Source organism: Pseudomonas syringae pv. tomato str. DC3000, assembly GCF_000007805.1.
Lineage (GTDB): Bacteria > Pseudomonadota > Gammaproteobacteria > Pseudomonadales > Pseudomonadaceae > Aquipseudomonas > Aquipseudomonas avellanae.
This window is the reverse complement of sequence record NC_004578.1, coordinates 3,795,910-3,815,783: the sequence shown is the minus strand read 5'-3', so window position 1 is coordinate 3,815,783 and position 19,874 is coordinate 3,795,910. Positions and strand designations below refer to the sequence as shown.

General features: G+C 59.2%; 18 protein-coding genes. All 18 read right to left on the bottom strand.

What is annotated here, in order from left to right:
• Positions 1-33: 33 nt before the first annotated feature.
• The 18 genes from nuoL to mnmA all read right to left on the bottom strand — a co-directional run bounded on the left by nuoL (position 34) and on the right by mnmA (position 19,841).
• A complete protein-coding gene (gene nuoL, locus PSPTO_RS17445) occupies positions 34-1,887 on the bottom strand; it encodes an NADH-quinone oxidoreductase subunit L (protein ID WP_007246027.1) in 1,854 nt (617 codons plus the stop codon).
• Entirely contained in the window at positions 1,884-2,192 is a 309-nt protein-coding gene (gene nuoK / locus PSPTO_RS17440) for an NADH-quinone oxidoreductase subunit NuoK (RefSeq protein WP_003380111.1), read from the bottom strand. Before nuoK ends, nuoL begins: the two co-directional genes overlap by 4 nt.
• Positions 2,189-2,698, bottom strand: a complete 510-nt coding sequence (gene nuoJ, locus PSPTO_RS17435; protein ID WP_003380113.1) for an NADH-quinone oxidoreductase subunit J — start codon at positions 2,696-2,698, stop codon at positions 2,189-2,191. The genes nuoK and nuoJ overlap by 4 nt, the downstream gene beginning before the upstream one ends.
• Positions 2,699-2,708: 10 nt before the next feature.
• Entirely contained in the window at positions 2,709-3,257 is a 549-nt protein-coding gene (gene nuoI, locus PSPTO_RS17430; protein ID WP_003380115.1) for an NADH-quinone oxidoreductase subunit NuoI, read from the bottom strand.
• A gap of 11 nt (positions 3,258-3,268) precedes the next feature.
• Positions 3,269-4,276: an NADH-quinone oxidoreductase subunit NuoH gene (gene nuoH, locus PSPTO_RS17425; protein ID WP_003411662.1), complete on the bottom strand. Its 1,008-nt coding sequence runs from the start codon at positions 4,274-4,276 to the stop codon at positions 3,269-3,271.
• Positions 4,273-6,990 carry an NADH-quinone oxidoreductase subunit NuoG gene (gene nuoG / locus PSPTO_RS17420; RefSeq protein WP_007246028.1) on the bottom strand — a complete coding sequence of 906 codons (2,718 nt, stop codon included), beginning with the start codon at positions 6,988-6,990 and terminating at the stop codon, positions 4,273-4,275. The genes nuoH and nuoG overlap by 4 nt, the downstream gene beginning before the upstream one ends.
• A gap of 137 nt (positions 6,991-7,127) precedes the next feature.
• Positions 7,128-8,486: an NADH-quinone oxidoreductase subunit NuoF gene (nuoF, locus tag PSPTO_RS17415; RefSeq protein WP_011104514.1), complete on the bottom strand. Its 1,359-nt coding sequence runs from the start codon at positions 8,484-8,486 to the stop codon at positions 7,128-7,130.
• Positions 8,483-8,980, bottom strand: a complete 498-nt coding sequence (gene nuoE, locus PSPTO_RS17410; RefSeq protein WP_003380120.1) for an NADH-quinone oxidoreductase subunit NuoE — start codon at positions 8,978-8,980, stop codon at positions 8,483-8,485. The genes nuoF and nuoE overlap by 4 nt, the downstream gene beginning before the upstream one ends.
• 2 nt (positions 8,981-8,982) lie before the next feature.
• Positions 8,983-10,764 carry an NADH-quinone oxidoreductase subunit C/D gene (gene nuoC / locus PSPTO_RS17405; RefSeq protein ID WP_005619059.1) on the bottom strand — a complete coding sequence of 594 codons (1,782 nt, stop codon included), beginning with the start codon at positions 10,762-10,764 and terminating at the stop codon, positions 8,983-8,985.
• 74 nt (positions 10,765-10,838) lie between these two features.
• Complete coding sequence (locus PSPTO_RS17400; protein WP_002554012.1) at positions 10,839-11,513, bottom strand: NuoB/complex I 20 kDa subunit family protein; 675 nt, start codon at positions 11,511-11,513, stop codon at positions 10,839-10,841.
• 10 nt (positions 11,514-11,523) lie between these two features.
• Positions 11,524-11,937 carry an NADH-quinone oxidoreductase subunit A gene (locus tag PSPTO_RS17395; RefSeq protein WP_002554011.1) on the bottom strand — a complete coding sequence of 138 codons (414 nt, stop codon included), beginning with the start codon at positions 11,935-11,937 and terminating at the stop codon, positions 11,524-11,526.
• Positions 11,938-12,411: 474 nt separating this feature from the next.
• A complete protein-coding gene (aceA, locus tag PSPTO_RS17390; protein ID WP_011104513.1) occupies positions 12,412-13,737 on the bottom strand; it encodes an isocitrate lyase in 1,326 nt (441 codons plus the stop codon).
• Between the two features lie 276 nt (positions 13,738-14,013).
• Positions 14,014-14,760, bottom strand: coding sequence for a secretin N-terminal domain-containing protein (locus PSPTO_RS17385; RefSeq protein ID WP_011104512.1), 747 nt, complete (start codon positions 14,758-14,760; stop codon positions 14,014-14,016).
• Between the two features lie 177 nt (positions 14,761-14,937).
• Positions 14,938-15,369, bottom strand: coding sequence for a GNAT family N-acetyltransferase (locus PSPTO_RS17380; RefSeq protein WP_005767420.1), 432 nt, complete (start codon positions 15,367-15,369; stop codon positions 14,938-14,940).
• Entirely contained in the window at positions 15,362-16,528 is a 1,167-nt protein-coding gene (locus PSPTO_RS17375; RefSeq protein WP_007246030.1) for a cupin domain-containing protein, read from the bottom strand. Before PSPTO_RS17375 ends, PSPTO_RS17380 begins: the two co-directional genes overlap by 8 nt.
• A 60-nt stretch (positions 16,529-16,588) precedes the next feature.
• The gene (gene purB, locus PSPTO_RS17370; protein ID WP_003380132.1) at positions 16,589-17,959 is read right to left on the bottom strand and encodes an adenylosuccinate lyase; all 1,371 of its coding nucleotides are present in this window, start codon (positions 17,957-17,959) and stop codon (positions 16,589-16,591) included.
• A gap of 131 nt (positions 17,960-18,090) precedes the next feature.
• A complete protein-coding gene (gene hflD, locus PSPTO_RS17365; protein ID WP_005767416.1) occupies positions 18,091-18,711 on the bottom strand; it encodes a high frequency lysogenization protein HflD in 621 nt (206 codons plus the stop codon).
• Positions 18,711-19,841, bottom strand: a complete 1,131-nt coding sequence (mnmA, locus tag PSPTO_RS17360) for a tRNA 2-thiouridine(34) synthase MnmA (protein WP_011104511.1) — start codon at positions 19,839-19,841, stop codon at positions 18,711-18,713. Before mnmA ends, hflD begins: the two co-directional genes overlap by 1 nt.
• Between the last annotated feature and the right edge of the window lie 33 nt (positions 19,842-19,874).

Below are 19,874 nucleotides of genomic sequence, written 5' to 3'. Positions count from 1 at the left end.
CTCAATTCCTTTCGCAAATTCGCAAGGTTCATGTCAGACCGCAACCAGAACGACGGCACCGAGTACCAGAACGGCACCCACGGTGATCGAGGCAGCATACCAACGCAGCTGGCCGGTCTCGGTACGGCTCATGGTGTCATGACCGCCTTTGACCAGACGTGGGATCAAGCCGATGGTGCGGTCGAACGGATCGCTACGCAGCACATGACTGATCGCCAGATAGGGTTTGACGAAAAGCTTGTCGTAGATCCAGTCGAAGCCCCAGGCCGCGAACCACCAGGCCGAGAGGAAACGGCCCGGACCGCTGTTGGCGATAGCCGTTGCCAGACGACGCTTGCCGAGAAACAGCAACGCGGCCAGCAGGATACCGGCCAGGGCAATGGCACCCGAGGCGATTTCCAGGCTGTGCTTGGCTTCGCCACCGGCGTGCCCGACGCTTTGTGGCAGAACACCGGCCAGTGGCGGGGTAATCAGCGCACCGATGAACGTCGACAGCACAATCAGCACCGACAGCGGCAACCAGTGGGCAATACCGTGACCGGCGTGCGCTTCGGTTTTGGCTTCACCGTGGAACGCAATGAAGATCAGGCGGAAGGTGTACAGCGAGGTCATGAATGCACCCGCCAGACCGGCATACAGCAAGCCGTTGTTACCGCTGGCAAACGCTTCCCAAAGGATCTCGTCCTTGGAGTAGAAACCTGCAGTCAGCAACGGCAGGGCGGACAGGGCAGCACCACCGACAATGAAGCTGGCGTAGGCCAGAGGCAGTTTCTTCCACAGGCCGCCCATCTTGAAGATGTTCTGCTCGTGGTGGCAGGCAACGATGACCGCACCGGATGCAAGGAACAACAGAGCCTTGAAGAAAGCGTGAGTCATCAGGTGGAAGATCGCGCCTTCCCAGGCACCGACGCCCAACGCCAGGAACATGTAACCGATCTGGCTCATGGTCGAGTAGGCGAGGATACGCTTGATATCGGTCTGTACCAGCGCTGCGAAACCTGCCAGCACCAGCGTGACGCCGCCCACGATGCCGACCAGGTGCAGAATGTCCGGTGCCAGCGCGAACAGGCCATGAGTCCGCGCGATCAGGTAGACGCCCGCGGTAACCATGGTTGCTGCGTGGATCAGTGCCGAAACCGGGGTCGGACCGGCCATTGCGTCTGCCAGCCAGGTTTGTAGCGGCAACTGTGCAGACTTGCCGACAGCACCACCAAGCAGCATCAGCGTTGCCAGTACGATCCAGAAATCGCCGACCTTGAAGTGTTCCGGTGCCTTGACCAGCAGTTCCTGCACGTTGAGTGTGCCCAACTGCTGGAACAGGATGAACAGGCCTATGGCCATGAACACGTCGCCGATTCGCGTCACGATAAATGCCTTGAGTGCTGCGTTACCGTTGTTGCGGTTGCTGTAATAGAAACCGATCAACAGGTAGCTGCACAGGCCCACGCCTTCCCAACCGAAGTACAGGAACAGCAGGTTGTCGCCCAGAATCAGGAACAGCATGCTGGCAATGAACAGGTTGGTGTAAGCGAAGAAGCGCGAGTAACCGGCCTCGCCGCGCATGTACCAGGACGCAAACAGGTGGATCAGAAAGCCCACGCCCACCACCACGCCCAGCATCGTGACGGACAAACCGTCCAGATACAGCGCAAAGTTGGGCTGGAAGCCATCAACGTCCATCCAGCGCCACAGCACTTGGGTGTAGTGACCACCTTCTGGCGGCGCGACATTGAATTGCCAGATGACCCAGGCCGTGACGATGGCTGACAGGCCGATAGAGCCGACGCCAATCAGCGCCGCAAGGTTTTCCGAAATGCGTCCGCGAGAGAACGACAGCAACAGAAAGCCGATGAGGGGGAATACGAAAGTCAGAAAGAGAAGATTCATCCGCGCATCTCGCTGGCAGCATCGATATCGAGAGTGTGGAAGCGGCGATACAGTTGCATCAGGATCGCCAGGCCGATACTGGCCTCGGCTGCCGCAAGGCTGATCACCAGGATGAACATGACCTGTCCATCCGGTTGCGCCCAGCGACTGCCGGCAACTACAAACGCCAGAGCAGCGGCGTTCATCATGATTTCCAGGCTCATCAACACAAAGAGAATGTTGCGGCGCACCATCAGGCCGACCAGACCCAGGCAGAACAGGACCCCGGCAACCGCCAGACCGTGTTCAAGAGGGATAGCATTCATTGGCTTGGCTCCTTGGCCTCGTTGCGGCCCAGATGGAATGCCGTGATGGCTGCAGCGAGCAGCAGCATCGAGGCGAGTTCCACCACCAGCAGATAAGGCCCGAACAGGCTGATGCCGACCGCCTTGGCGTCGACCGTGGTGTGACCGATGGCAGCGCCGGTCGGATTGGCGAACAGGACGTACAGCAGCTCGGCCAGCAACAGCGTGCCGAGAATCACCGGGCCAATCCATATGCCGGGTTTGAGCCAGGCGCGCTCCTGCTGAACCGAGGCCGGGCCCAGGTTCAGCATCATGACCACGAAGACGAACAGGACCATGATCGCGCCCGCATAGGCGATGACTTCCAGTACCCCGGCAAATGGCGCGCCGAGGCTGAAAAAGGTCATGGCTACAGCGATCAGCGAAATGATCAGGTAGAGCAGGGCATGCACCGGATTGGTGTTGGTGATCACCCGCAGGGTGGACACAACAGCGATTCCGGATGCGAAGTAGAAAGCGAATTCCATCTTTACTTCCTTAAGGCAGCAAGCTCTTGACGTTGATCGGCTCGGCTTCATTCTGTGCGGCGCCTTTGGGCTTGCCGCCGATGGCCATACCGGCCACGCGATAGAAGTTGTAGTCAGGGTTCTTGCCGGGACCGGAGATCAGCAGATCTTCCTTCTCGTAGACCAGATCCTGACGCTTGAAGTCGGCCATCTCGAAGTCCGGCGTAAGCTGGATTGCGGTAGTCGGGCAGGCTTCTTCGCACAGGCCACAGAAAATGCAGCGCGAGAAGTTGATACGGAAAAAGTCCGGATACCAGCGCCCGTCCTCTGTCTCGGCCTTTTGCAGTGAAATACAACCCACCGGGCAGGCCACGGCGCACAGGTTGCAGGCCACGCAGCGTTCTTCTCCGTCAGGGTCGCGAGTCAGAACGATACGGCCACGGTAACGCGGTGGCAGGTATACCTGTTCTTCGGGGTATTGCAGGGTGTCGCGTTTGCGGAAGCCGTGACCGAACACCATCACCATGCTGCGCAACTGGGTACCAGTACCCTTAACGATGTCGCCAATATATTTGAACATGGGTCAAATCCTCACTGAACCGAGCCTGCCGGTGTGTTCAACAACACAATCGCAGCAGTCACCAGCAAATTGATCAGGGTCAGCGGCAGACAGAACTTCCAGCTGAAATCCATGACCTGGTCATAGCGCGGGCGCGGAATGGAAGCGCGCAGCAAAATGAACAGCATGATGAAGAACGCGGTTTTCAAGGCGAACCAGAAGAACGCAAGCGATGGCAGAATATCGAACGGACCATGCCAGCCACCGAAGAACAGCGTGACCAGCAGCGCCGAGATCAGGATGATCCCGATGTACTCGCCCACGAAGAACATGCCCCATTTCATGCCGGCATATTCAATGTGGTAGCCATCAGCCAGTTCCTGCTCGGCTTCCGGTTGGTCGAACGGGTGACGGTGAGTCACCGCGACGCCTGCGATGAAGAAGGTACAGAAGCCGAAGAACTGCGGAATGATGAACCACAGGTTCTGCGCCTGATACTCAACGATGTCGCGCATGTTGAACGAGCCGACCTGAACCACAATGCCCATCAGCGCCAGGCCCATGAACACTTCGTAGGATACGGTTTGCGCCGAGGCGCGCAAGCTGCCCAGCAGGGCAAACTTGTTGTTGCTCGACCAGCCCGCGAACAGTACGGCATACACCGACAGACCGGCCATGGCGAAGAAGAACAGCAGGCCGATGTTCAGGTCCGCCACGCCCCAGGTCGGGGTGATCGGGATGACCGCAAAGGCGATCAACAAGGCGCTCATGGCAACCACCGGCGCCAGGGTGAAGATCACCTTGTCGGCGAACGGTGGGGTCCAGTCTTCCTTGAAGAACATCTTCAGCATGTCGGCTGCGATCTGGAACATGCCGAACGGACCGACGCGGTTCGGACCATAACGGTCCTGCCACCAGCCCAGCAGACGACGTTCCACAAAGCTCAACAGCGCACCGCAGACCACGACGGCCAGCAACACCACGATGGCCTTGACCACTGCAATGATTGCGTCGATCACATCAGGGGTAAACCAGGTCATTGCGCTGCCTCCTGCAGACCGTCAACGGATTTGCCGAACAGTGCTGGCGGAATGCCAGGCAGTCCTGCCGGCAATGCTACAAGGCCCGCGCCCAGTTCTTCACTGATGCGCAACGGCAAGGTCAGCGTTTCGCCGCCGATGCTCAAGGAGAGCAGGGCTCCGTCGTTGACGCCGAGACGATCGGCTTCGGATTTGGCCACTGCGACATAGGCCTGCGGAATGCGTTCCTGAACCGGCGCGGCCAAGGACGAGGTTTCGTCGCTGCCGAACAGGTGGAAGAACGGCACGACCTGCCAGGTACCGCGCTCTGGAGAGAAGGCGCGTGGCACGCTGGAGAACCACGAGAGGCCATCGCCTTGGCTTTCGATCAGGCGAGTACCCGGGTCGCCGGCACGCAGATGACCACCGACTTCGTCCTGAAACTTGTTCCAGGCCTGCGGCGAGTTCCAGCCCGGCGACCAGGCGAATGGCACTTGCTGACGAGGCTCGGCCGAGCCCGAGTAGCCTTCCATGGAGAACGAGAAAGCTGTGTCGATGTCTTGCGAGGTGCGCGGCTCATGCACGCTGATGTTGGCTCGCATCGCGGTACGGCCGCTATAACGCAGCGGTTCACGAGCCAGCTTCAGGCCCTTGATACGGAACGAGGCAGACGGCGCAGCGTTGACGATACCGGCCAGTTGCGCAGTGCTGCCGGCGCAGGCTTCGGTGACGTGATCGAGTTGCGTCCAGTCAACAGGCTTGTTCAGCAAGGTCGCGCGCAGGGCATGCAGCCAGCGCCAGCCTTCGTGAACCAGAATGCTGGCATCGAGGTAGGTCGGATCGAACACCTGGAAGAAGCGTTGGGCGCGGCCTTCCTGGCTGACCAGCGTGCCATCGCCTTCGGCGAAGCTGGCAGCCGGCAGAACCAGATGCGCACGATCACTGGTTGGGGTTTTCTGATGGTCGGCGACAATCACGACTTTCGCAGCGCTAAGCGCAGCGTCGACGATTTTGGCGTCTACACGGCGATACAGATCGTTTTCCAGCACCACGATGGCGTCGGCTTTGCCGGAAATCACTGCCTGCAGTGCGGCATCGACGGAATCGCCACCAAACATCGCCAGACCCATGCTGTTGGCTTCCGGCACGATCAGGCTGATAGAGCCTTGCTTGTCACGCAGCTTCAAGGCCTTGGCAATGTTTGCCGCCGCTTCGATCAGCGCTGTCGACCCCAGCGAACTGCCGGAAATGATCAGCGGACGTTTGGCAGCAAGCAGGGCATCGGCAATACGTTGCGCCAGTTCCAGCGCCTCGCTGTCCAGGCCTTCGACGGCCGGTGCGCTGGCATCCAGTGCGTGGGCAACCGCGAAGCCGATGCGCGCGAGGTCATCGGGCGCGGCGTGTACGCATTCTTCTGCGATGTCGTCGAGTCGGGTTTCAGCCAGGCTGGCGATGAACAGCGGGTTCAGTTCATGCTGACCGATGTTCTTCACAGCAGCATCGAGCCACGGCTGGACTTTCATCGCCGCCGCCATGTCTTCTGCCTTGCCCTTGACGGCCTGGCGCAAGCCCAGCGCCATGCGCGCGGCGGTCTGGGTCAGGTCTTCGCCGAGCACGAAAATGGCGTCGTGATCTTCGATGTCACGCAGGGTCGGAATCGGCAGCGGGCTGTCGTTGAGCACCTTGAGGATCAGGCGCACACGTTCCAGCTCACCGGCCTCGATGCCACTGTAAAAGTGTTCGGCCCCGACCAGTTCACGCAGTGCGTAGTTGCTTTCCAGGCTGGCGCGAGGCGAGCCGATGCCGACAATGTTACGACCGCGCAACAGGTCTGCGGCCTTGTCCAGGGCTTCATCCAGGCTCAGTTTGACCTGACCGTCGACCAGCAACGGCTGACGTGGACGGTCGGTGCGGTTGACATAGCCATAGCCAAAACGGCCACGGTCGCACAGGAAGTACTGGTTGACCGAACCGTTGTAGCGGTTTTCGATGCGGCGCAGTTCACCGTAACGTTCGCCCGGGCTGATGTTGCAACCGCTGGAGCAGCCGTGGCAGATGCTTGGCGAAAACTGCATGTCCCATTTGCGGTTGTAGCGCTCGGAGTGAGTCTTGTCGGTAAACACACCGGTCGGACAGACCTCGGTGAGGTTGCCGGAAAACTCGCTTTCCAGCGTGCCGTCCTCGACGCGGCCGAAGTACACGTTGTCGTGCGCGCCGTAAACGCCCAGATCGGTGCCGCCCGCGTAGTCTTTATAGAAGCGCACGCAGCGATAGCAGGCGATGCAGCGGTTCATCTCGTGCGCGATGAACGGCCCCAGTTCCTGATTCTGGTGGGTACGCTTGGTGAAACGATAACGGCGCTCGTTGTGGCCGGTCATCACGGTCATGTCTTGCAGATGGCAGTGACCGCCTTCCTCACAGACCGGGCAGTCGTGGGGGTGGTTGGTCATCAGCCATTCGACGACACTGGCACGGAAGGCCTTGGATTCATCATCTTCGATGGAGATCCAGGTGTTGTCGGTGGCTGGCGTCATGCAGGACATGACGATACGACCACGGGTGTCGTTCTCGTCGGTGTACTGCTTGACCGCGCATTGGCGACAGGCGCCAACGCTGCCAAGGGCGGGGTGCCAGCAGAAATAAGGGATGTCGAGGCCCAGCGACAGACATGCCTGTAACAGGTTGTCTGCGCCATCGACTTCGAGCGCTTTGCCGTCTACGTGGATAGTAGCCATGGTTCAAAGGTCTTCGTTGGCCCGTTGTCAGCGGGCGTGGCTAATGGAATCTCGGTAGTACCCGTATCGTTCAGCCCGCGAGGGCGTCAGCAGGTACGAGGACGGCGGCCCGAACAGCCGCCGACCGGTGTGTCTTGTTATGCGCCGACCACGGTCGGACTTTTACCCGGAACAAGCATGGCTGCGCTGGCGGGCGCAATACCGGCTTCGAACTCCGAACGGAAATACTTGATCGCACTGCCCAACGGTTCAACGGCACCTGGTGCATGAGCACAGAACGTCTTGCCAGGGCCGAGGAAGTTGACTAGGCCGAGCAGGGTTTCGATATCACCCGGCTGGCCGTGACCGTTCTCGATGGCACGCAGTATTTTCACGCTCCATGGCAGGCCATCGCGACATGGGGTGCAGAAGCCACAGGACTCCTGAGCGAAGAACTCTTCCATGTTGCGCAGCAGCGATACCATGTTGACCGAGTCGTCGACGGCCATTGCCAGGCCTGTGCCCATCCGGGTGCCAACCTTGGCGATACCGCCTGCGTACATCTGCGCGTCCAGGTGCTCCGGCAACAGGAAACCAGTCCCTGCACCACCGGGCTGCCAGCACTTGAGTGTGAAGCCGTCGCGCATGCCACCGGCGTAGTCTTCGAACAGTTCGCGGGCCTGAACACCAAACGGCAGCTCCCACAGGCCAGGGTTTTTCACCTTGCCGGAGAAGCCCATCAGCTTGGTGCCGTGATCTTCACTGCCTTCGCGAGCCAGCGACTTGTACCAGTCGTTGCCGTTGTTGACGATGGCCGGCACGTTGCACAGGGTTTCGACGTTGTTGACACAGGTCGGCTTGCCCCACACGCCTACCGCAGCAGGGAAGGGCGGCTTGGAGCGGGGGTTGGCGCGGCGACCTTCCAGCGAGTTGATCAGTGCGGTTTCTTCACCGCAGATGTAACGACCGGCGCCGGTGTGCACGAACAGCTCGAAATCGAAGCCGGTGCCAAGAATGTTCTTGCCCAGCAAACCGGCGGCCTTGGCTTCAGCCACGGCACGGTTCAAGTGCTTCGCTGCCGTCACGTATTCGCCACGCAGGAAGATATAGCCGCGATAGGCTTTCAGGGCGCGGGCACTGATCAGCATGCCCTCAATCAGCAGATGGGGCAGTTGCTCCATCAACATGCGGTCTTTCCAGGTGTTGGGCTCCATCTCGTCCGCGTTGCATAGCAGGTAGCGGATGTTCATGGATTCGTCTTTGGGCATCAGGCCCCACTTCACGCCGGTGGGGAAGCCCGCACCGCCGCGACCCTTGAGGCCGGAGTCCTTGACCGACTGGACGATATCGTCAGGGGCCTGCTGGGTCAGCGCCTTGCGCGCCGCCGCATAGCCGTCTTTGGTCTGATACTCGTCGAGCCAGACCGGCTCGCCGTCATCGCGCAAACGCCAGGTCAGCGGATGGGTTTCTGCCGTGCGCGCAATGCGGTTGGCAGGGCCGAAGGACGTGATGGTCATAGGTAACCCTCCAGCATTTTGGCAACGGTAGCAGGCTGTACATCGCCGAAAGTGTCGTCATCGACCATGACGGCCGGGGCTTTGTCGCAGTTGCCCAGGCAGCAGACCGGCAGCAACGTGAAACGACCGTCAGCGGTGGTTTGCCCCAGGCCGATGCCCAGTGAGGTCTTGATCTCGTCCACCACGTTTTCGTGGCCGCCGATGAAGCACACCATACTGTTGCAGACGCGAATGATGTGACGTCCCACTGGCTGGCGGAAAATCTGACTGTAGAACGTAGCAACGCCTTCGACGTCACTGGCAGGTATGCCCAGCAGATCGCCTATGGCGTAGATGGCACCGTCGGGCACCCAGCCACGTTCTTTCTGAACGATTTTCAGGGCTTCGATGGACGCCGCACGCGGGTCTTCGTAGTGGTGCAGCTCGTGCTCGATGGCCGAGCGCTCGGTTTCGCTCAAGACGAAACGGTCAGTCTGAATCAGCGGGCTATTCATGCTTAGCGGTCCACGTCGGCCATAACGAAATCGATACTACCCAGATACGCGATCAAGTCCGCGACCATGCTGCCCTGGATCACCGAAGGGATCTGCTGCAGGTGCGGGAAACTTGGGGTGCGGATCCGGGTACGGTAGCTCATGGTGCCGCCGTCGCTCGTCAGGTAATAGCTGTTGATACCCTTGGTCGCTTCGATCATCTGGAAGGATTCGTTAGCCGGCATGACCGGACCCCACGAAACCTGCAGGAAGTGCGTGATCAGGGTTTCGATGTGTTGCAGCGTGCGCTCTTTCGGCGGCGGGGTCGTCAGCGGGTGATCCGCCTTGTACGGGCCTTCCGGCATGTTGCGCATGCACTGGTCTATGATCTTGATGCTCTGGCGCATCTCCTCGACGCGGACCATGCAGCGGTCATAGGCATCGCCGTTCGCGGCCAGCGGGACTTCGAACTCGAAATTCTCGTAGCCCGAGTAAGGACGGGCCTTGCGCAGGTCGAAGTCGCAGCCGGTGGAACGCAGGCCAGCACCGGTGACGCCCCATTCCAGGGCCTCTTTGGTGTTGTAGGCAGCGACGCCGACGGTACGGCCTTTGAGAATGCTGTTCTGCAGGGCGGCCTTGGTGTATTCGTCGAGGCGCTTTGGCAGCCAGTCGACGAAGTCCTTGACCAGTTTTTCCCAGCCGCGTGGCAGGTCGTGAGCAACCCCGCCGATGCGATACCAGGCCGGATGCAGGCGGAAGCCGGTGATGGCCTCGATCACGGTGTAGGCTTTCTGGCGGTCGGTGAACGTGAAGAACACCGGCGTCATGGCGCCCACGTCCTGAATGTAGGTGCCCAGGAACAGCAGGTGGCTGGTGATACGGAAGAACTCGGCCATCATGATGCGGATGACGTCGACTTTCTCTGGCACCTTGATGCCCGCCAGCTTCTCGACCGAGAGCACGTACGGCAGGTTGTTCATCACGCCGCCGAGGTAATCGATACGGTCGGTGTACGGGATGAAGCTGTGCCAGGACTGACGCTCGGCCATTTTCTCGGCACCACGGTGGTGGTAACCAATGTCCGGAACGCAGTCGACGATTTCTTCGCCGTCCAGTTGCAGGATGATGCGGAATGCACCGTGAGCAGAAGGGTGGTTCGGCCCCAGGTTGAGGAACATATAGTCCTCGTTCTGGCCGGAGCGCTTCATGCCCCAGTCTTCCGGGCGAAAGCGCGCGGCTTCTTCTTCCAGTTGCTGTTTGGCGAGGGTCAGGCTGTAAGGGTCGAACTCGGTTGCGCGGGCAGGGAAGTCCTTGCGCAGCGGGTGACCTTCCCAGGTCGGCGGCATCATGATGCGGCTCAGGTGCGGGTGGCCCGGGAAGTCGATACCGAACATGTCCCAGACTTCGCGCTCGTACCAGTTGGCATTCGGCCAGATGCTGGTGATGGTCGGCACGCTCAGGTCGCTTTCGGACAGCGCCACCTTGATCATCACGTCGCTGTTTCGCTCGATCGACAGCAGGTGATAGAAAACGGTGAAGTCGGCACCCGGCAGGCCCCGGCGATTAGTGCGCAAACGCTCGTCAACGCCATGCAGGTCGTAGAGCATGGAGTAAGGCTTTGGCACGTTACGCAGGAACGTCAGGATTTCGAACAGTCGGGCGCGCTCGACCCACAGCACAGGCATGCCGGTGCGCGTCGGCTGGGCAGTGAAGGCCTCGGCGCCAAAACGGTTATTCAGTTCAACGACGACATCTTGGTCGTCAGCCTTGTAAGGCGGGATGTACAGAGCGTTGTCTGCAGTCATAGGTCTCAATCACTTCGGTCAACGTACAGAATCAACCCCGGTTCCTGTCTTTTTTATAAGAAGAACGGGCTGTATCAGACTTCGTCGGGGCTGCGCAGGTTGGTCACCTGAATACGCTGTTCGCGGCGCTGTTCCTTTTGCGATGGCATCTCGGCGCGGTATACGCCTTGATCGCCGACGACCCAGGAAAGAGGGCGACGCTCCTTGCCGATGGATTCCTGCAGCAGCATCAGGCCTTGCAGAAAAGCTTCGGGGCGGGGCGGGCAGCCGGGCACGTAGACATCCACGGGAAGGAATTTGTCCACCCCCTGGACCACTGAGTAGATGTCGTACATGCCACCGGAGTTGGCACACGAACCCATGGAAATGACCCACTTGGGTTCGAGCATTTGCTCGTAGAGACGCTGGATGATCGGCGCCATCTTGATGAAGCAGGTACCGGCAATAACCATAAAGTCCGCCTGCCGTGGCGATGCCCGGATGACTTCGGCACCAAAGCGTGCGATGTCATGGGGCGCCGTGAAGGCGGTGGTCATTTCCACATAGCAGCACGACAGACCGAAGTTGTAGGGCCACAGAGAGTTTTTACGCCCCCAGTTGACCGCACCGTTCAGCACGTCTTCCAGCTTGCCCATGTAGATGTTTTTGTGGACTTGGTCTTCTAACGGATCGGAAACGGTTTCCCGCTTGCCGATGGGGTACTGCTCGTTAGGAGCGTCCGGGTCGATCCTGGTGAGATTATATTGCATCGCCAAAGCCTCATTGTTTCAGCTTCGCTTGCCGATTACGGCGACCTTCAGGAGCCCAGTCAAGAGCGCCAACCCGCCATAGGTAGACAAGACCTGCCAACAGAATTGCTATGAAAACGAGAGCTTCGACGAATCCGGTCCAGCCGCTTTCGCGGACGGACACAGACCAGGCAAAGAGAAAAAGGGCTTCGATGTCAAAGATCACGAAAAGCATCGCGACCAGATAGAATTTTGCGGAGAGCCGCAGACGCGCACTGCCGGTAGGCAGCATGCCGGATTCGAAAGGTTCGTTCTTGCTGCGGCCCCAGGCCTTGCTGCCGAGCAGGCTGGACAGGCCAAGCATGAAGGCGCAGAGGCCGACAACACCCAAAAGGAAAATGGCGAAGCCCCAATTATGGGCAATCAGACCTGTCGATTCGGGCATGCTGGCAGTCCTTATTAGAGAGCAAAGGTCTCTGTGCTTGATAAAGAGTCGAGGCAGTGACGAAATGTCGCAGTGCGGTCAACGTATTGATTTTATGTGCAAACAGTTGGCAAGTAAATTTTCTACATCAAATTTATTCAAGGAATTAATCGCAGGTGGGCCCTTCAAGCCTCTGCAGAGCCTGTGGGGCGGGCATTAGCAGGGTTTTCGTTAATTATGTTTCTGGAGCACGAAAAGGGCCTAAAGGTAATTTGAATGATAATTGATATCATTTGAGCGCCTTTAATAGTTCGTCACGGGAGGGTGGGGTCCTAGTTACAGGCTGCGTTACAAGTGACGACCGTTTAATCATGTGTCATTTGTAGCATCCGGACGCGAACTCCGGGTTGTCCGAAATCAATACAGGCAATATCCGACACAAAAAACAGACCGTCCTTACGGACGGTCTGTTTTTTCAACGCATTGCGCGGTGTGTCAGTGGAATTGCTCTTCTTCTGTGGAGCCAGTCAGCGCGGTGACCGATGACACGCCGCCCTGGATCACGGTGGTCATGTCATCGAAATAGCCGGTGCCCACTTCCTGCTGGTGGGCCACAAAGGTGTAGCCTTTGGCCGCGTCGGCGAACTCCTGTTCCTGTAGCTTCACGTACGCCGTCATGTCGTTGCGGGCGTAGTCATGCGCCAGGTTGAACATGCTGTACCACATGTTGTGGATGCCTGCCAGGGTGATGAACTGGTGCTTGTAACCCATGGCCGAAAGCTCGCGCTGAAACTTGGCGATGGTCGCGTCATCGAGGTTTTTCTTCCAGTTGAAAGAGGGCGAGCAGTTGTAGGAGAGCAACTGATCCGGGTACTCCTTCTTGATCGCTTCAGCGAAGCGACGCGCCTCGTCCAGATCCGGTTTGGCGGTTTCACACCAGATCAGGTCGGCATAAGGTGCATAGGCCAGGCCGCGAGAAATCGCCTGATCCAGGCCCGCGCGGACCTTGTAGAAGCCCTCGTGAGTGCGCTCGCCGGTCACGAACGCCTTGTCGTAAGGGTCGCAGTCCGAGGTCAGCAGGTCGGCGGCGTTGGCGTCGGTGCGCGCCAGAATAATCGTGGGCACACCGGCGACGTCGGCCGCCAGGCGCGCAGCCACCAGTTTCTGGATCGCCTCCTGAGTCGGAACCAGCACCTTGCCACCCATGTGCCCGCATTTCTTAACCGATGCCAACTGATCTTCGAAGTGCACACCCGCTGCACCGGCCTCGATCATGTTTTTCATCAGCTCGTACGCATTCAGCACGCCACCAAAGCCTGCCTCGGCATCCGCCACGATGGGTGCGAAGTAGTCGATGTAGCCTTCGTCGCCCGGCGTTTTACCGGCTTTCCATTGAATCTGGTCAGCACGTCGGAATGAGTTGTTGATGCGCTTGACCACCGTCGGCACCGAGTCGACCGGGTACAGCGACTGATCCGGGTACATGGATTCGGCAGAGTTGTTGTCGGCAGCCACTTGCCAGCCGGAAAGGTAAATCGCCTGAATGCCGGCCTTGACCTGCTGCACGGCCTGACCGCCGGTCAGAGCGCCCATGCAGTTGACGAAGTCCTTGTCCGGTCGAAAAGAGGGCCTGGCACCTTGGGTCACCAGATTCCACAGTTTGTCCGCGCCCAGTCTTGCGAAGGTGTGCTCGGGTTGAACCGAGCCACGCAAGCGGACTACATCGGCTGCAGAGTAGGTACGGGTGACGTTTTTCCAGCGCGGATTTTCGGCCCAGTCTTTTTCGAGAGCCGCTATTTGTTGTTCGCGTGTCAGTGCCATTTGGATACCCCAAGAAGTAGGTCTTGATCAGAAGTCCTGCTCCGCCAAAAAGCCTCGTTTACCGAAGGCACTGTAGATGGCTGCTCGCTGCTCGGAGAGCGACGATCGAAGGGTTTTTGCGAAGCCTTCGATCAGCGGGAGCGAGGCAATCATGCCTCGGGGGGTAGGGGGCGTCAAACGTTTTGTAGTGCTTTTTTAGTTTCACTACATAATTGTAGGGCAAGACTGATGAGTCACTAAAAGTCCCGAAGGTACTGGCTTTCGTGCCAGTTCAGGCTATTCGAGACTTTCGACCTTCACGCGCAAAATCATGTCGCTGCGACCCTGAGTGGAATAGCGTTGGGCAAAGCCTCTCTGATCGGCAGCGGATTGATCGCTATTGCTCGCCAGTGTGATCCACTCGCCGAGACGGCCGCTCACCTGGCTGTCGGTACTTTGCACCTTGATGGCGTCAGGGCGTTCCTGGCTCATGCGGTCATGGTTGGTGCTGATGGTCAGGTGAACGTTGTCGCCGGTCACGCTGGCCGTGACATAGAACCCTTGGGTGACATTGCGGTATTCAGTGTTGCTCTGTGAGTAACCGTAGGAGTCTGTGGACGAAGACGTCAGCGGGACGCTCTGTCCGACCTGAATCAATGCCGGCGTACCTTCGCTGGTCTGAACCTGCTGCACGCCGCCGCCGTCGCGGCTCGCGGTGCCGTAATCGATAACGCGTGAGCCATTGCTGCTGCTCGTGGCGTTTTCGCTGGTGTCGACGCTGATCAACAAGCGCTTTGGCGCGGTATCCAGTTGCGATATCAGGCTGCGAAGTTCTTCGATCTTGCGCGAATCTGCATTGACGATCAGCTGATTGCCATAGGCGCTGACTGAACCATCGGCACCCAGAAAAGATTTGGCCACCGGTAGCAGATCAGCGCTGGTGCGGTAGCTGAGTGGGACCACTTCGGTCGCAGCGAGGGTCTGAGCGCTGAATGCGATCAGTACTGAGGTGAGCACTATGTTAAGCAGGTTACGGATTGACATGTTCATTCTCCGCGGTAAGCGCGTAAAGCATGAGTTTGCCACTGTATCGGCCATAAGGGATCAGGCTGAATGGCCCGCCACAAAAAAGCCCTGCCGTTTTTCATTTCGACCTTGGCGGTGTCGAGCGGAAGAGGGCAGGGCGATCATTATGTAGTGCCGTGAAAAGCGCCTACATACTCAGTTTTCAGGTGTTTCGCGGCGCATCTCGACGTGCGGTAAACCGGCTTCGAGAAACTCGTCACTGACCACGGTAAAGCCGAAGCGCTGGTAAAACTCGACAGCCTGCACCTGAGCGCTGAGCTTCAACGGCTTGAGCCCGCGTTGCTCGGCTTCGTGAATCACCGCGCTGAGCAATGCCTCGCCGACCTTCAGGCCACGCCAGTCCTTGAGCACAGACAGGCGACCAATTTCACCATCGGGCAGCAGGCGGGCGGTGCCTACTGCGTATTCCCCTTCATATGCGAGAAAGTGCACAGCCCCGGCGTCCTCGGCATCCCATTCCAGTTCGGGTGGCACGGACTGCTCGGCAATAAATACCGAATCGCGTATGCGCCGGATATCGGCGTTGTTCTTCTGCCATTGGGCGACAGCTACAGTGACTTTATTCATCGGCGAATCCCAGGCTTCCTTGTTTTACGAGTTCGCAAAGCAGATTGCGTCCATCGTCATCGGCCAACCATTGGCCGAGGTTTTCACTGTGCAATGCGTCGGCGGCACAGATAAGTTTCAGCAGCTCACGCAGGCTGCCCGGCAACAAACGGCTCTGACCACTGGCAAACAGTAGCAGATCGTCGTCGACTTCAGACCAGGCCAGCCTTGCACTCGGGTTGCGAATCAGTACAGCGCCCTGTTCGAGGCTGTCGAGCAGGTCGGCCTCTTCCAGCTCCGGGCCGGTGACCAGTTCCGGGTAGCGTGGCTCGGTCATGAACTGGCCAAACCAGGTGAGCAGCAGGCGTTCGTCGCTCATGTGCTCGGCCAGCAGCGCCTTGAGGCGGTCGAGTGCGTCGTGCTGGATCTGATGCGGATCGCTGACCGGCTGCGCATCAGCGTCGGTGTAGCGCTCTTCGTCCGGAATGAACTGGCTGAGGAAGTCGGTGAAGTGGGTCAGCACTTCCGCAGCGCCAGGGGCGCGGAAGCCAACCGAATAGGTCAGGCAATCGTCAACAGCGACGCCGCAATGGGCCAGGCGTGGCGGCAGATAAAGCATGTCACCGGGTTCCAGCGTCCACTCTTCGGTTTTTTCGAATTCGGCAAGGATGCGCAGGTCGGCGTGCTGCAGCAACGGGCTTTCGGCATCGCACATCTGGCCGATCTGCCAATGGCGCTTGCCGTGGCCTTGCAGCAGGAACACGTCGTAATTATCAAAATGCGGGCCGACGCCGCCGCCAGGTGCGGCATAGCTGATCATCACATCGTCAATACGCCAGCTTGGCAGAAAACGGAAGTTTTCCAGCAGTTCACTGACTTCCGGAACGAACTGGTCCACGGCCTGCACCAGCAGGGTCCAGTCGCGCTCGGGCAACTTGCTGAACTCGTCTTCGGCGAACGGGCCGCGACGCAGCTCCCAGGGGCGTTCGCCGTTTTCGATGACCAGGCGTGACTCGACTTCTTCTTCCAGAGCCAGGCCGGCCAGTTCGTCTGCATCGATCGGGCTTTGAAAGTCCGGCAAGGCCTGACGGATCAGAAGCGGTTTTTTCTGCCAGTAGTCACGCAGGAAAACGCGTGCACTGATGCCGCCCAGAAATTGAAGAGGAATATCAGGATTCATGTGTAAGCCCTTGAAATGAAAACGCCCGGCACAGCCGGGCGTGTGCAATTTTTTTGCGTGTCAGATGCGCTTGGCCTGGGCTGCCGCATTGCCGATGTAATTGGCTGGCGTGAGCTTCTTCAGCTCTGCCTTTGCTTGGGCAGGCATATCCAGACCGTCAATGAAAGTTTGCAGTGCTTCAGGGCCGATGCCCTTGCCGCGTGTCAGTTCTTTCAATTTTTCATACGGGTTTTCGATGTTGTAACGACGCATTACGGTCTGGATCGGTTCGGCCAGGACTTCCCAGCAGGCGTCCAGATCGGCAGCAATGCGTTGCTCGTTCAATTCCAGCTTGCTGATGCCTTTGAGGCTGGCTTCGTAGGCAATCACGCTGTGTGCAAAACCAACGCCCAGATTACGCAACACGGTGGAGTCGGTCAGGTCGCGCTGCCAGCGGGAGACAGGCAGCTTGCTCGCCAGGTGCTGGAACAGCGCATTGGCGATACCCAGGTTGCCTTCGGAGTTTTCGAAGTCGATCGGGTTGACCTTGTGCGGCATGGTCGACGAACCGATTTCGCCAGCGATGGTGCGCTGCTTGAAATAGCCCAGGGAGATGTAACCCCAGATATCGCGGTCGAAGTCGATCAGGATGGTATTGAAGCGCGCAACGGCGTCGAACAGCTCGGCAATGTAGTCGTGCGGCTCAATCTGCGTGGTGTAGGGGTTGAAGCCCAGGCCCAGTTCGTCTTCGATGAAGGCGCGTGCATTGGCTTCCCAGTCGATATCGGCATAGGCAGAAAGGTGGGCGTTGTAGTTGCCGACCGCGCCGTTGATCTTGCCCAGCAAAGGCACTGCGGCGATCTGGGTGATCTGGCGTTCCAGGCGGTAAACCACGTTGGCCAGTTCCTTGCCCAGCGTGGTTGGGGAGGCTGGCTGGCCGTGGGTGCGCGAAAGCATCGGCACGTCGGCGAAGCGGATTGCCAGTTCGCGGATAGCGTCGGCAATCTGGCGCATCAGCGGCAGCATCACGGTGTCGCGGCCTTCGCGTAGCATCAGAGCATGGGACAGGTTGTTGATGTCCTCGCTGGTGCAGGCAAAGTGAATGAACTCGCTGACGTTCTCCAGTTCCGGCAGCTTGGCAGCCTGTTCCTTGAGCAGGTATTCCACGGCCTTGACGTCGTGGTTGGTGGTGCGCTCGATTTCCTTGACGCGCTCGGCGTGCTCCACCGAAAAGTCTTCAGCCAGAGTATTGAGAATGGCATTGGCTTGCGCGGAGAAGGCCGGAACTTCGGTGATCTGTGGGTGAGCCGCCAGGCGCTGGAGCCAGCGGACTTCAACCATCACGCGGAAACGGATCAGGCCGTATTCGCTGAAAATAGGGCGCAAGGCTTGGGTTTTGCCGGCGTAGCGGCCGTCAACAGGGGAAACCGCAGTGAGCGAAGAAAGCTGCATGGGATGCTCTCGGACAGTCTGGCAACGAAAAGGGCGCACATCATACATGAAAAGTCAGCAGGACCGGAGTCCGCTGACTCGCGTAGAGCGCGTCGTGCCTGAGGTGGTGAGGGTTACTGGTGCACGGCGGATCAGCCGTGCAGCAACGGATAGAGTTCTTTCAATAGCTTGCGACGGCTGAACACCAGCTGCCAGCGATGACCGCCAACTTGCCGCCACAGGCGCGCAGAGCGAATACCTGCCAGCAGAATGGCACGGATCTTCGACGCGTTGTTCGGTTGCTGCAGGTTGCGCATGTCGCCCTGCACCTGAATACGCTGGCGCAGGGTGCTCAGGGTGTCTTCGTAAAGTGCGCCGGTCGCGGCGATCACGTTTTCGTGAGCGATGCCGAAATGTTCGACCTGCGATTGAATCACCGGGATGCGTTTGCCAATGATTTCGAGCAGGTCGTCGCGCTTGGCCAGTTGTCGCTCCAGGCCGAGCATCGACAGGGCATAGCGCAGCGGCTCGCGCTGCAGTGTCGCCGGGTCGCGCTCCAGAGCGCTGGCCATGGCGCGATAGCCCTCATGCAGATTGAGGTCATCACCGCCGTAGACGTCCAGCGTGTCTTTCGGGTCGACCACCAGCAGGCTGCCGAGCATGCAGCTCAGTGCCGCTTCGCTGACCTGGCCGGTCTTGGCGATCCGATCAACCAGCACGGCGGCCTGAAATACGCCACCCAGAGCGATCAGTTGTTCCTGAATCGGGGTCATCAACGCTTGTCCTTGCTGGTCCAGGGTTCGGCAATTTCGATCACGCCGCCGCCCAGACAGATTTCGCCATCGTAGAACACCACGGACTGGCCGGGCGTTACAGCGCGTTGCGGGTCATCGAATGTGGCCCGGTAGCCGCCAGCGGTTTTTTCCAGCGTGCACGGCTGGTCGCTCTGACGATAACGGACTTTTGCGGTGAGTTTGCGCGGGCTGCTCAGGTCGATCGGGTTGACCCAGTAGATTTCCGAAGACACCAGCGCCCGCGAAAACAGCCACGGATGATCATTGCCCTGGCCAACGATCAGTTCGTTGTTGTCCAGGTCCTTGACCAGCACGTACCACGGGTCGTCGCTGGCGTCCTTGAGGCCGCCAATGCCCAGGCCCTGGCGCTGACCGATGGTGTGGTACATCAGGCCACTGTGGCGACCGATGACTTCGCCTTCGGTGGTCTTGATGTCGCCGGGTTGGGCGGGCAGGTATTGGCGCAGAAAATCGGTGAAGCGGCGCTCGCCAATGAAGCAGATGCCGGTGGAATCCTTCTTCTTGGCCGTCGCCAGGCCGTGTTTCTCGGCAATGGCGCGCACTTGCGGTTTTTCCAGCTCGCCTACCGGGAACAGCGTCCGGGCGATTTGTTCGCCACCGACGGCATGCAGGAAGTAGCTCTGGTCCTTGTTCGGATCCAGGCCCTTGAGCAGCTCGGTACGCCCGTCGATATCGCGACGGCGCACATAGTGGCCGGTTGCAATCAGATCGGCGCCCAGCATCAAGGCATAGTCCAGAAAGGCTTTGAACTTGATTTCCCGGTTGCAGAGGATGTCCGGGTTTGGCGTGCGTCCGGCCTTGTACTCTTCGAGGAAGTGCTCGAAGACGTTGTCCCAGTACTCGGCGGCGAAGTTGGCCGTGTGCAGCTTGATACCGATCCTGTCGCACACAGCCTGGGCGTCTGCCAGGTCTTCGCGGGCGGTGCAATATTCCGTTCCGTCGTCTTCTTCCCAGTTCTTCATGAACAAGCCTTCCACCTGATAACCCTGCTCCATGAGCAGTACGGCGGAAACGGAAGAGTCCACGCCGCCGGACATGCCGACTATGACGCGCTTCATTTCTGAGTTCGAGGGGGCTGGATCACGCATGGGGGTTCAACGGCTGACCTGTAAAAGGACGCG

Excerpts from the sequence above, each read along its gene's own strand:
- nuoL (WP_007246027.1), bottom strand. The coding sequence starts at position 1,887 with ATGAATCTTCTCTTTCTGACTTTCGTATTCCCCCTCATCGGCTTTCTG.
- nuoK (WP_003380111.1), bottom strand. The coding sequence starts at position 2,192 with ATGAATGCTATCCCTCTTGAACACGGTCTGGCGGTTGCCGGGGTCCTG.
- nuoJ (WP_003380113.1), bottom strand. The coding sequence starts at position 2,698 with ATGGAATTCGCTTTCTACTTCGCATCCGGAATCGCTGTTGTGTCCACC.
- nuoI (WP_003380115.1), bottom strand. The coding sequence starts at position 3,257 with ATGTTCAAATATATTGGCGACATCGTTAAGGGTACTGGTACCCAGTTG.
- nuoH (WP_003411662.1), bottom strand. The coding sequence starts at position 4,276 with ATGACCTGGTTTACCCCTGATGTGATCGACGCAATCATTGCAGTGGTC.
- nuoG (WP_007246028.1), bottom strand. The coding sequence starts at position 6,990 with ATGGCTACTATCCACGTAGACGGCAAAGCGCTCGAAGTCGATGGCGCA.
- nuoF (WP_011104514.1), bottom strand. The coding sequence starts at position 8,486 with ATGACCATCACGTCCTTCGGCCCTGCCAACCGCATTGCGCGCACGGCA.
- nuoE (WP_003380120.1), bottom strand. The coding sequence starts at position 8,980 with ATGAATAGCCCGCTGATTCAGACTGACCGTTTCGTCTTGAGCGAAACC.
- nuoC (WP_005619059.1), bottom strand. The coding sequence starts at position 10,764 with ATGACTGCAGACAACGCTCTGTACATCCCGCCTTACAAGGCTGACGAC.
- PSPTO_RS17400 (WP_002554012.1), bottom strand. The coding sequence starts at position 11,513 with ATGCAATATAATCTCACCAGGATCGACCCGGACGCTCCTAACGAGCAG.
- PSPTO_RS17395 (WP_002554011.1), bottom strand. The coding sequence starts at position 11,937 with ATGCCCGAATCGACAGGTCTGATTGCCCATAATTGGGGCTTCGCCATT.
- aceA (WP_011104513.1), bottom strand. The coding sequence starts at position 13,737 with ATGGCACTGACACGCGAACAACAAATAGCGGCTCTCGAAAAAGACTGG.
- PSPTO_RS17385 (WP_011104512.1), bottom strand. The coding sequence starts at position 14,760 with ATGTCAATCCGTAACCTGCTTAACATAGTGCTCACCTCAGTACTGATC.
- PSPTO_RS17380 (WP_005767420.1), bottom strand. The coding sequence starts at position 15,369 with ATGAATAAAGTCACTGTAGCTGTCGCCCAATGGCAGAAGAACAACGCC.
- PSPTO_RS17375 (WP_007246030.1), bottom strand. The coding sequence starts at position 16,528 with ATGAATCCTGATATTCCTCTTCAATTTCTGGGCGGCATCAGTGCACGC.
- purB (WP_003380132.1), bottom strand. The coding sequence starts at position 17,959 with ATGCAGCTTTCTTCGCTCACTGCGGTTTCCCCTGTTGACGGCCGCTAC.
- hflD (WP_005767416.1), bottom strand. The coding sequence starts at position 18,711 with ATGACCCCGATTCAGGAACAACTGATCGCTCTGGGTGGCGTATTTCAG.
- mnmA (WP_011104511.1), bottom strand. The coding sequence starts at position 19,841 with ATGCGTGATCCAGCCCCCTCGAACTCAGAAATGAAGCGCGTCATAGTC.